Origin of the sequence: Stenotrophomonas sp. PS02301 (assembly GCF_029959485.1) — a bacterium.
Taxonomy (GTDB): Bacteria; Pseudomonadota; Gammaproteobacteria; order Xanthomonadales; family Xanthomonadaceae; genus Stenotrophomonas; species Stenotrophomonas maltophilia_Z.
In genome coordinates this window covers 1-11586 of the sequence record NZ_JASCOO010000120.1, presented here as the reverse complement: position 1 = coordinate 11586, position 11586 = coordinate 1, and the positions used below count along the sequence as shown (strand labels likewise).

The 11586-nt window shown below is 67.0% G+C and carries 8 protein-coding genes; 5 read left to right on the top strand and 3 right to left on the bottom strand.

Annotation, left to right across the window (positions count from 1 at the left end; genetic code table 11):
* Positions 1–76: 76 nt before the first annotated feature.
* Positions 77–1225: an acyl-CoA dehydrogenase family protein gene (locus tag QMX81_RS18970; RefSeq protein ID WP_282263808.1), complete on the bottom strand. Its 1149-nt coding sequence runs from the start codon at positions 1223–1225 to the stop codon at positions 77–79.
* Between the two features lie 148 nt (positions 1226–1373).
* Between QMX81_RS18970 and QMX81_RS18965 the strand changes: the two genes are divergently transcribed.
* The 5 genes from QMX81_RS18965 (at position 1374) to QMX81_RS18945 (ending at position 8875) form a co-directional block, all read left to right on the top strand.
* Positions 1374–2303, top strand: coding sequence for a metalloregulator ArsR/SmtB family transcription factor (locus QMX81_RS18965; RefSeq protein ID WP_282263806.1), 930 nt, complete (start codon positions 1374–1376; stop codon positions 2301–2303).
* Positions 2304–2312: 9 nt separating this feature from the next.
* The gene (locus tag QMX81_RS18960; protein ID WP_121037905.1) at positions 2313–3419 is read left to right on the top strand and encodes a homocysteine S-methyltransferase family protein; all 1107 of its coding nucleotides are present in this window, start codon (positions 2313–2315) and stop codon (positions 3417–3419) included.
* Positions 3420–3482: 63 nt separating this feature from the next.
* Positions 3483–6167: a methionine synthase gene (metH, locus tag QMX81_RS18955; protein ID WP_121037908.1), complete on the top strand. Its 2685-nt coding sequence runs from the start codon at positions 3483–3485 to the stop codon at positions 6165–6167.
* 66 nt (positions 6168–6233) lie between these two features.
* Positions 6234–7424, top strand: a complete 1191-nt coding sequence (locus QMX81_RS18950; protein ID WP_259261586.1) for an MFS transporter — start codon at positions 6234–6236, stop codon at positions 7422–7424.
* Between the two features lie 89 nt (positions 7425–7513).
* Positions 7514–8875, top strand: coding sequence for an amidohydrolase family protein (locus QMX81_RS18945; protein ID WP_282263797.1), 1362 nt, complete (start codon positions 7514–7516; stop codon positions 8873–8875).
* 16 nt (positions 8876–8891) lie between these two features.
* On the opposite strand, the gene QMX81_RS18940 is transcribed toward QMX81_RS18945, so the two are convergent.
* Together QMX81_RS18940 and QMX81_RS18935 are read right to left on the bottom strand one after the other, a co-directional pair.
* Positions 8892–10976 (bottom strand): acyltransferase family protein, encoded by a 2085-nt coding sequence (locus QMX81_RS18940; protein WP_121037917.1) that lies wholly within the window; start codon positions 10974–10976, stop codon positions 8892–8894.
* A gap of 67 nt (positions 10977–11043) precedes the next feature.
* Positions 11044–11586 (bottom strand): DUF2058 family protein (locus QMX81_RS18935; RefSeq protein WP_282263795.1); only part of this gene is annotated, 543 nt, incomplete at its 5' end.

The following is an 11586-nucleotide window of genomic DNA, read 5'->3' as shown; positions in this document are numbered from 1 at the left end:
GCCCCCACCCTCACACGCCCAATCCAGCGCCCCCGCACCCCCCCGGGGCCCCCACCGGGCGCCGCTGTCCTATCGATCAGCGCAGCCCGGTCTCGTTGCGCGCGATCACCAACCGCTGGATTTCCGAGGTGCCCTCGTAGATCTCGGTGATCTTGGCATCACGGAAGTAGCGCTCCAGCGGCATTTCCTTGGAATAGCCCATGCCACCGTGGATCTGCACGGCCTGGTGGGTAATCCACATCGCCGCTTCGGAGGCGGTCAGCTTGGCGATCGCCGCTTCGTTGCTGAAGCGCTTGCCCTGCCACTTCACCCACGCCGCGCGCAGCGTCAGCAGCAGGGCTGCATCCAGCTTGCACTTCATGTCGGCGATCTTCGCTTGGGTCATCTGGAAAGTGCCGATCGCCGCGCCGAAGGCCTTGCGGTCCTTCACGTATTCGATCGTCGCTTCGTACGCCGCACGGGCGATGCCGATCGCCTGCGAGGCGATGCCGATACGGCCGGCGTCGAGCACGCCCATGGCGATCTTGAAGCCCTCGCCTTCCTTGCCCAGCACGTCATCGGCGTCCGCCACGTAGTCCTGGAACTCGATTTCGCAGGTGGCCGAGGCACGGATGCCCAGCTTCGGCTCGGTCTTGCCGCGGTGGAAGCCGGCCTTGTCGGTGTCGATCATGAAGGCGGTGATGCCACGCGCGCCCTGTTCCGGATCGGTCATCGCAAACAGCACGATGTACTTGGCCACCGGGCCGGAGGTGATCCAGCTCTTCTTGCCGTTGATCACGTAGGTGCCGTCGGCCTGCTTGACCGCGCGGCAGCGCATGGCTGTCGCATCCGAACCGGACTGCGGCTCGGTCAGCGCGAACGCACCGATGGCCTCGCCCTCGGCGATGGCGCGCACATACTTCTGCTTCTGCGCTTCGCTGCCGTGGGTCAGGATGCCGTTGCAGAACAGCGAGTTGTTGACCGACATGATCGTCGAATGCGCAGCGTCCCCGGCGGCGACCTCCACCATCGCCAGGACGTAGGCGATCGGGTCCATGCCCGCACCGCCGTAGGCTTCGGGCACTTCAATGCCCATCAGCCCGTTCTCGCCCAGCAGGCGAATGTTCTCCAGCGGGAACTCGCCGGTGCGGTCGTGGTGTTCGGCGCTGGGCGCGATTTTTTCCTGCGCGATTCGGCGCGCAACGTCCTGCAGCATCAACTGCTCTTCGGTAAAACTGAAATCCACAACACCCTCCCGGGTACAGAGTGATAAGGGCCGCAGTGCGCGCGGCCCGGTCGGGCGATTGTACCGGGGGGCGGGGAAAGGACGCCTGACTTGACCGCAGCGCCGCCAAAGGACGAAAATATCTCTATATCGCGATAGGTAGATATTTATGGATCTCGAGGACTGGTCCGTCCGGCTGAAAGTGTTTGCCGACGCCACCCGGGTGCGCCTGCTGGCGCTGCTGGAACAGGAAGAACTCACTGTGGCCGAGCTGTCGGCCATCACCACGCTGGCGCAGCCGCGGGTGTCCACCCACCTGGCCCGGCTCAAGGAAGCCGGCCTGGTCCGCGACCGTCGCTCCGGCGTCTCGGCGTATTACCGCTTCGATGACGCCGCGCTGGATCCGGCGCAGCGCGCATTGTGGCATGCCCTGAGCACCGGCAGCGACGACCCGCTGCTGCGCCAGGACGCTGAGCGTGTGGCTGCCGTCATGGCCAGCCGAGCGGCGGACCAGAACTGGGCCGACAGCGTCGCCGGCGACATGGAACGCCATTATTCCCCCGGCCGCACCTGGGAAGCGCTGGCACGCACCGCCCTGCCGTTGCTGGAAACCGGTGACGTGCTCGATATCGCCTCCGGTGACGGCGTGCTGGCCGAGCTTGTGGCGCCGCACGCCAAGCGCTACATCTGTATCGACACCAGCGCGCGCGTGGTCGCCGCTGCCAGCGAGCGCCTGCGCCGGCTGGCCAATGTGGAAGTGCGCGAAGGCGATATGCATGCCCTGCCCTTCCCCGACCAGAGCTTCGACCTGGTGGTGCTGATGCACGCACTGACCTATGCGGCCAAGCCGGCGCAGGCCGTCGCCGAGGGCGCGCGCGTGCTGCGCCCGGGTGGTCGCCTGCTGTTGTGCAGCCTGGCCCGCCACGAACACCGTGCGGCCGTGGATGCCTATGGCCACGTCAACCTCGGCTTCAGCGACAAGGAACTGCGCAAGTTCGTGGAGAAGTCCGGCCTAGTCGTTTCCAGCCTGGAAACCGTGACCCGCGAGAAGCGCCCGCCGCATTTCGAAGTCATTTCGCTGATTGCCAGCAAGCCCTGAGGTCTGCCCATGCCATCCCTGCCCTGGCTCCACCCCGACCGCGTGCATGCGCTGGAAACGGCGCTGGCCCAGCGCATCCTGATCATCGATGGCGCCATGGGCACGATGATCCAGCGCCATGGGCTGGAAGAGGACGATTACCGCGGCGCGCGCTTCGCCGGCGGTTACGACCACCAGCACGAGCCCGGCTGCGATCATGCCGCGACCGGTGACACGCCGGAGGGACATGACCTCAAGGGCAACAACGACCTGCTGTTGCTGACCCGCCCGGAGGTGATCGGCGGCATCCATACCGCGTACCTGGAGGCCGGCGCCGATCTGGTCGAGACCAATACGTTCAATGCGACCTCGGTCAGCCAGGCCGACTACCACCTTGAACACCTGGTCTACGAGCTCAACAAAGCCGGTGCTGCAGTGGCGCGTGCCTGCTGCGATGCAGTCGCGGCGACCACGCCGGGCAAACCGCGCTTCGTGATCGGCGTGCTCGGCCCGACCAGCCGCACCGCGTCGATCAGCCCGGACGTGAACGATCCCGGCTTCCGCAATACCAGCTTCGATGCGCTGCGCGAGACCTACCGCGAAGCCATCGATGGCCTGATCGACGGTGGCGCCGACACCCTGATGGTGGAAACCATCTTCGATACGCTCAACGCCAAGGCCGCGCTGTTCGCCATCGAAGAAGTGTTCGATGCGCGCGGTGGTCGACTGCCGGTGATGATCTCCGGCACGATCACCGATGCCTCCGGCCGCACCCTGTCCGGGCAGACGGCCGAGGCGTTCTACGCCTCGGTCGCGCATGGCCGGCCGCTGTCGATCGGGCTGAACTGCGCGCTCGGCGCCAGCGACATGCGGCCCCACGTGGAGACATTGTCCACCGTGGCCGAGTGTCTGGTCAGCGCGCATCCCAATGCCGGCCTGCCCAATGCCTTCGGCGAGTACGACGAAACCCCGGAAGAAATGGCCACCACGCTGCGCGAGTTCGCCAGCGCCGGTCTGCTCAACCTGGTGGGCGGCTGCTGCGGCACCACCCCGGCGCACATCCGCGCGATTGCCGAAGCGGTGGCCGATCTGCCGCCGCGCCGCCTGCCCGCACCACCGCTGGAAGACGCGGCATGACCGCATCCGCCCCACGCTCCCGTTGTCGTTGACCCTCCTCCGCCAGCCCGTGCCAGCCTGCCCATGACGTCTTCCCGCCACACCCGCCTGTCCGGTCTCGAGCCGCTGGTCATCACCCCGGACCTGCTGTTCGTCAACATCGGGGAGCGCACCAACGTCACCGGCAGCGCGCAGTTCCGCAAGCTGGTGAAGGAAGAACGCTATGAAGAGGCGGTGGAAGTGGCGCGCCAGCAGGTCGCCAACGGCGCGCAGATCCTCGACGTCAACATGGACGAGGGCCTGATCGATTCCGAAAAGGCGATGACGCGCTACCTCAACCTGATCATGTCCGAGCCGGACATCGCCCGGATTCCGGTGATGGTCGACTCCTCCAAGTGGAGCGTGATCGAAGCGGGTCTGAAGTGCCTGCAGGGCAAGAGCGTGGTCAACTCGATCTCGCTCAAGGAAGGCGAAGCGCAGTTCATCGAACAGGCACGCAAGGTGCTGCGCTACGGTGCGGCCGCCGTGGTGATGGCCTTCGATGAGGACGGTCAGGCCGATACCTGCGCGCGCAAGGTCGAGATCTGCACCCGCGCCTACCGGGTCCTGACCGAGCAGGTCGGCTTCCCGCCCCAAGACATCATCTTCGACCCGAACATCTTCGCCGTCGCCACCGGCATCGAAGAGCACGACAACTACGCGGTCGACTTCATCGAAGCCACCCGCATCATCAAACGCACCCTGCCGCACTGCCATGTCTCCGGCGGCGTCTCCAACGTGTCGTTCTCGTTCCGCGGCAATGAAACCGTGCGCCAGGCGATCCACTCGGTGTTCCTGTTCCATGCCATCGGCGCGGGCATGGACATGGGCATCGTCAACGCGGGCGCGATGCCGATCTACGATGATCTGGACGCCGAGCTGCGCGAGCGCGTGGAGGATGTGATCCTCAACCGCCGCAGTGACGGCACCGAGCGCCTGCTGGAAATTGCCGAGCGCTACAAGGGCAAGAAGGGCGAAGTGCGCGGCGAAGACCTCGCCTGGCGCGAAAAGCCGGTCAATGATCGCCTCGCGCATGCGCTGGTGCACGGCATGGATGCGTGGGTCGAGCAGGACACCGAAGAAGCCCGTGCGCGCTCGACCCGTCCGCTGGATGTGATCGAAGGACCGCTGATGGACGGCATGAACATCGTGGGCGACCTGTTTGGCGCCGGCAAGATGTTCCTGCCGCAGGTGGTCAAGTCCGCACGCGTGATGAAGAAGGCGGTGGCCTACCTGCTGCCGTACATCGAGGCGGAAAAGGCCCGCAGCGGCGACACTGCCAAGAGCAACGGCAAGATCATCATGGCCACGGTCAAGGGTGACGTGCACGACATCGGCAAGAACATCGTCGGCGTGGTCCTGGCCTGCAACAACTTCGACGTGATCGATCTGGGCGTGATGGTGCCGGCACAGAAGATCCTGGATGCCGCGCGCGCCGAGAACGCCGACATCATCGGCCTGTCCGGCCTGATCACGCCCTCGCTGGAAGAGATGAGCCACGTCGCGCGCGAGATGGAGCGCCAGGGCTTCACGATGCCGCTGATGATCGGCGGTGCGACCACCTCGCGCGCGCACACCGCGCTGAAGATCGATCCGCACTACAAGGCACCCACGGTGTGGGTGAAGGACGCCTCGCGCGCGGTCGGCGTGGCGCAATCGCTGATCTCGCGAGAGCTGCGCGATGCCTTCGTGGCTGCCAACGAGGCCGACTACGCCGACATCCGCCAGCGCCACCGCAATCGTGGCGACGCCAAGCGGCTGGTCACCCTCGCCAAGGCACGCGCCCAGCGGTTCGTGGGCGACTGGGCCACCTACACACCGCCGGCACCGCGCAAGCCGGGCCTGCATGTGCTCGACGATTACCCGCTGGCCGACTTGGTCGAGGTGATCGACTGGACGCCGTTCTTCCAGGCCTGGGAACTGGCCGGCAAGTTCCCGGCGATCCTCACCGATGAGATCGTCGGCCCGCAGGCCACCGATCTGTACAAGGACGCCCGCGCGATGCTCACCCGCATCGTCGAGGAGAAGTGGCTGACCGCCAAGGCCGTATTCGGCCTGTGGCCGGCCAACAGCGTTGGCGATGATGTGCACCTGCGTACCGACAATGGCCCGGCCGTGCTGCACTTCCTGCGCCAGCAGGTGGACAAGCCGGTCGAGCGCCCGGATTTCTGCCTGGCCGATTTCATCGCCCCGGCCGACAGCGGCAAGCAGGACTGGATCGGCGCGTTCGCGGTGACCGCCGGCATCGGCATCGACCCGCACGTGGCCCGCTTCGAGGCCGACCACGACGACTACAACGCGATCCTGCTCAAGGCACTGGCCGACCGCCTGGCCGAGGCCCTGGCCGAGCGCCTGCACCAGCACGTGCGCATGGATTACTGGGGCTACCAGCCCGATGAGCAGCTGGACAACGAATCGCTGATCGCCGAGAAGTACGCCGGCATCCGCCCTGCCCCCGGGTATCCGGCCTGCCCGGAGCACAGCGAGAAGGCCACGCTGTTCCGCTTGCTGGATGCCGAGCGCAACGCGGACATGCAGCTGACCGAGAGCTTTGCGATGCTGCCCACAGCAGCGGTGTCGGGCTATTACTTCAGCCACCCGCAGAGCCAGTATTTCGTGGTCGGCCGGGTCACCCGCGAGCAGGTGGTCGACTATGCCAAGCGCAAAGGCGTGGACCGCGTGCAGGCCGAGCGCTGGCTGGCCTCCAATCTGGATTACGATCCGGAATAAGGCGGTCGCCCACCCCGTGCCCGGGTGCGCGCGTCCATAATGCACCGGTCGTCACCGAGATCCCGCATGACCGCCCTCCCCCGCGACGCCGTACCGGCCGTCCGCCTGTCCTCGTTCTACCTGTTCTACTACGCCGCTCTGGGCGCGTTCACACCGTACTGGTCGTTGTTCCTGACCTCGCGCGGCATGAGCGTCACCGCGATCAGCGTGATGATGGGCATCTGGTATGCCACCCGCATCGTGGCCCCCACGACCTGGACCTCCCTCGCCGCCGCCTCGCCGCGCCCGATCTTCTGGCTGCGGCTGGGTTGCGTGCTCACCCTGCTGACCTTCTGCGCGTTCCTGCTGCCGTTGCCGCAGCCGTGGCTGTACCCGGCGATGATCGCGTTCTGCTTCTTCTACAACGCGGTGATGCCACAGTTCGAATCGATCACGTTGACCCACCTGGGCAGCGACAGCCATCGCTATGGGCTGATCCGGGTGTGGGGCTCGCTTGGCTTCATCGCCGTGGTAATGCTGTTCGGCTGGATCATCGAAGGCGACGGCGGCGCCGGCAACGCACATCTGCTGCCGTGGTTGATGCTGCCGCTGTTCGGCCTGCTGACCGCCTCGGGCTTTGCCAACCACTACGCACGCAACCTGCAGCGCAGCGACGGTGATGCCAGTGGATTCTGGGCGATCGTGCGCAAGCCGCAGGTGCTGGCGTTCTTCCTGGCCGCGTTCATGGAGCAGCTGTCGTTCGGCCCCTATTACACCTTCTTCTCGGTCTACATGGATCACCACGGCTACGCGACCTCCACCCTGGGCGTGCTGTGGACGGTCGGGGTGGTGTTCGAAGTGGGCGTGTTCTTCACCATCGGGCGTTTCTTCCGTCGCTATGACGCCAGCTGGATGTTGCTGATCGCCCTGCTCAGTTCCACCGTGCGCTGGGCGGTCACCGCGCTGTTCCCGGAGAATCTGCCGGTGATGCTCCTTGCCCAGACCGCGCATGCGCTGGGGTTCGCCGCCTTCTTCGCCGCCGCGATGCAGATGCTGGCCACCTACTTCCCCGGGCGCCTGAACGGCCATGGCCAAGGCTTGTTGTACGGCTTTTCCTCAGGGGTGGGCGGCGTGCTCGGCGCGCTGATCGCAGGCCAGTTGTGGCCGATCGATCAGGGCCGTACCGCGTTCCTCGCGGGCAGCGGGTTTGCGTTGGCCGGGGCCTTGCTGTGCTTCTTCGCGATCAGCCTGCCGCTGCTGCGCGCGCGCACGCGCTGATCATCTGCTGCCGGTAGTGCCGGCCACTGGCCGGCAACCCGATCCCCCGGATGGGGTAGGCTCAAGGCTCCCCCTGACTGGAGCCGCCGATGCGACCGACCCGCCTGTGGGCGCTGCTGCTTGCCGCCACCACCGCCCTGCCTGCCGCAGCCGAGCCGATCCTGTTCGAAAACGCCCGCGTCTTTGATGGCACGCGCGACCTTGGCGTCACCCCGGTGCTGATCGACGGCCCACGGATCGTGCATGTCGGCACGCCGCTGCCCGCGGCGGCGACCGGTGCCCGCCGCATCGATTACACCGGCAAGACCTTGTTGCCCGGCCTGGTCAGCGACCATGCCCACGTTGGCAATACGCAGGGGCTGGAACACGGCGACCGCTTCTACACCCATGACAACGTGGTGCGCGATCTGCGCCAGTTCCAGCGCTACGGCATCACCACGGTGACGGCGCTGGGCATGAACGGCGCGGACTTCTTCACCCTCCGCAAGGGGATCAACATCGATCCCGGCCTGGGTGCGCAGCTGTACGGTGCCGGCGGCGGTATCGGCGCCCCGGAGGGTGCGCCCCCGGCCGACACCATGGGCCTGCGCCACGATCCGGTGGCACGCCCGCGCAACGCCGAAGAGGCGGGCGCGGCCGTGGCCACCCAGCATGCCGATGGCGTGGACCTGATCAAGCTGTGGGTGGACGACCTCGGTGGCAAACGCCCGATGATGACTCCGGAGGTGTATCGCGCCGCCATCGCCGAAGCGCATGCGCGCGGGCTCAAGGTTGCCGCGCACATCCACGATCTGGAGCAGGCCCGCGACCTGGTCGATGCCAAGGTCGACATCCTCGCCCACGGTATCCGCGACCGCGCGGTGGACCCGATGCTGGCGCGGAAGATGCGCGACCAGGGCACCTGGTACATCCCCACCATCGCCATCGACGAGGCCAATTACTGGTATGCCGAGCATCCGCTGGCATTGCAGCAGCCCTTCCTGCGCCAGGCACTGCACGCCGATGTGCTGGCGCGCTGGTCGCAGCCGGACTGGCAGCGCAGCCAGCTGGCCAGCGACGGCATACCCGCCGCGCGCAAGGCGGTCGTGACCAATCTGGACAACGTGCGCCGCCTGCATGCGGCGGGAGTGAAGCTCGGCTTCGGCACCGATGCCGGCGCGATGCCGCAACGGGTGATCGGCGTGGCCGAACATCGCGAACTGCAGCTGTTGGTGGCAGCCGGGCTGACGCCCTCCGAAGCCTTGCAGGTCGCCACCACGCAAGCGGCGGCATTGCTGGGGCTGACCGACCGCGGCCGCATTGCCGCCGGCAAGCGCGCCGACCTGCTCGTGCTCGATGCCGATCCGCTGGTGGATATCGCCAACACGCAGCGCATTGGCGCGGTCTGGCAGGCCGGCCAGCAGGTCGCCGGCCCGATCGAGGCCGCTGCAGACACGGCTACCCGCGACTGATCGCGGGGTGTGTGATTCAGGGGGCGACGGCGGGCGCCGTCGTCTCCCACCGCTTCAGCTGCGCCTGGAAATCAGGCAGCAGCAGGCGATTGCCATAGCCGCTGAGATGATCACCATCGAAGAACAGCGGCTTGCCCTCACGTGTCGGCAGGCATTGCTCGCCGGGGCACAGCAACGGCATCGGATCCCAGATCGACGCGCCGGGCAGACCTGCAGCCACCTGCTGCAGGCCGGCCAATACCGGCGCACGCAACTGCTCGATCTCGGTGCGCGGCACGGTCATGCCGTTGGCGCAGATCGGATTGTGCCGGTTGAACACATCCGAGCACCGGTACGGGGGCGCTGGCAAAACGGGTTTGGGCGCCTCCAGCACGATGTGAACACCGCGATCGGCCAGCGGCGTGAGCTGCTCGATCCAGTGAGATATTTCGGCGGTACGGCCTGCATTGGCCGCCTCGCTGAGATGGGCAGCGCGAACCTGCGCGACATCGAACAGTGCGTACTGTTCGGACAGGCGCGGCAGCCGCAGCCCTGCCAACAGCACCACATCGCCCGGCTGCGCACGCGCCTGGATATCGTCCAGCACATTGCGCGCATAGGCCTCGCACGCCGGATTGGGCCCCTGCCAGGCGCGCAGCCCGACCAGCGCGCAACCTCCGCTGCCATACAGTCGGATCGGCGCTCCATCCAGCACAGCCAGGCGCTGCAGCATTTCGTGGTAGGCCAGCGCATGCGAATCGCCGGCCACGAACAGTTGGCGGGTGGATGCGGTGCGTCCCGGGCACTCACCACGCGCATACAGACGCGCCTGCCCGCCCAGCACCGGCACGTTGCTGACCCGCACGCGGCAGTCGGGGATCTCCTTCTTCAACCCCTTGGCATACGGATACCAGTCCAGCGGGGCACGGCTGACCACGCTGAGCGAGGTGTACTGCTGGGTCTTGACCAGCGCCGCCTGCAGGCCGGCGCCAAGCACCAGTACGCCCAGCCCGACCACGACCCAGCGCGCGTTGCTGACGCCCCAGCGCGCACCATGCCGCAGGGGCTGTTCCACCCAGCGCCACGACAGCCAGGACAACAGTGCCACGCACAGCAGCGCGGCGCCGCCGGTGGCCACCGTCTCCAGGCCCACCGTCCAGCGGAACAGCACGAAGACCGGCCAGTGCCACAGGTACAGCGAGTAGGACAGCCGACCGATCGTCACCATCGGTGTGGTCGCCAGCGCCCGCCCGACCCAGCCCCCGGGTGAGCGCTGCAGCAGGCCCAGCAACCCCAGCGTGCCCACTACCGGCCACAGCCCATCGATCCATGGCGAATGCCCCGGCCGTGCGGCCCACAAACCATAGCCCAGCGCCGCAAGGCTCAGCACCAGCAGCGGCGAGCGCCAGCTGATACCGCGCGGCGGCACCGGCGGCGGCGTGAACCGCCCGCTCAGGGACAGCAGCTGGAACAGCAGCACGCCAGCGCCCAGCTGCCAGAAGCGCGTGGTCGTGAGGTAGAACGCATCGATCTCATGGCCGCCCTGTCGCGCGCGGAACACCGCATAGCCCAGCGATGCCACGGTTGCCACGCCGAACAGGCCCAGCGACAGCCAGCGCCCACGCGGGCCTTTGGCCCACGCCAGGAACAACAGCGGGAACAGCAGATAGAACTGCTCTTCCACACCCAGCGACCAGGTATGGGTGTACGGATTGAACTCGGTGCGCGGCGAGAAGTAATCGTTGCCGGTGCTGGCGAGCACCCAGTTGCTCAGCCCGACGAACGCCATCCGGCCGGTCTTGTCGCTGGTCTCGCTGAGCCAGGATTCGGGAATCAGCAACGCGCTGAGCATCGCCGTTACCAGCAGGCAGACCACCAGTGCCGGAGCGATGCGACGCATGCGGCGCGCATAGAAGCGTGCCAGCCCGGCCCAGCCGCCGACCGCCGGCAGGCGATCCACCGAGGCGCTGACCACGAAACCGGAGATGACGAAGAACACGTCCACACCAGTGAAGCCGCCCGGCAACCAGCTCGCCTTGAGGTGATAGAGGATGACCGCCAGGACCGCGATCGCACGCAGGCCATCGATATGCGGGAAATACCCGGGACTGCGTTCCTGCATGGCCCTGCTCCTGACATGCACTGGGCGCCTCACGGCGCCCAGTGCGTTCAACAATGGTTGCGTTGGTTTACCAGACCAGGTCGTCGGGCACCTGGTACTGCGGATCGGCATACGGATCTTCACCGGCCGGCGCATCCGGATCGACCTTCAGCGCCACCGACGGTGCGAACACCGCTTCGGCTTCGGCCAGCACCGCGGCAGTCACCAGCACATAGCGGCCGTTCTGCTGCAGCACGCCGAGCTCGCCGGCATTGAGTGCCCTGAGCTGGTCGGCGGTGACGTAGATACGCTTGATCTTGCCGCCGTACGGGAAGTGGCGCGCGATGTCGGCCGCTTCAGCGTTGAGGGACTTGCCTTCCAGCAGGACCTCCAGCTTGGCCTTGGCTTCGCGACGCAGACGGGCTTCTTCCTGCTTCAGGCGCTCGGCCTCGATACGGTCGTCTTTTTCCTTCTGCGCACGGATCGCATACGCCTTGGCGAGGTCGATGTCCTCGCGCGAGCGCGGCTTGCCGGGTGCGCCCTGCGGCGGGCGGGCACCAGCGGGGCGGCCCTTGCCCTGCGGGCGGCGCTCGCCGTCGCGGGCGGGCCGCTGGCCCTCGCCGGGCTTGCC

What these genes read in the sequence shown, in the direction of transcription:
- QMX81_RS18960 (WP_121037905.1), top strand. Translation starts at nt 2,313, where the DNA reads ATGCCATCCCTGCCCTGGCTCCACCCCGACCGCGTGCATGCGCTGGAA.
- metH (WP_121037908.1), top strand. Translation starts at nt 3,483, where the DNA reads ATGACGTCTTCCCGCCACACCCGCCTGTCCGGTCTCGAGCCGCTGGTC.
- QMX81_RS18940 (WP_121037917.1), bottom strand. Translation starts at nt 10,976, where the DNA reads ATGCAGGAACGCAGTCCCGGGTATTTCCCGCATATCGATGGCCTGCGT.
- QMX81_RS18945 (WP_282263797.1), top strand. Translation starts at nt 7,514, where the DNA reads ATGCGACCGACCCGCCTGTGGGCGCTGCTGCTTGCCGCCACCACCGCC.
- QMX81_RS18950 (WP_259261586.1), top strand. Translation starts at nt 6,234, where the DNA reads ATGACCGCCCTCCCCCGCGACGCCGTACCGGCCGTCCGCCTGTCCTCG.
- QMX81_RS18965 (WP_282263806.1), top strand. Translation starts at nt 1,374, where the DNA reads ATGGATCTCGAGGACTGGTCCGTCCGGCTGAAAGTGTTTGCCGACGCC.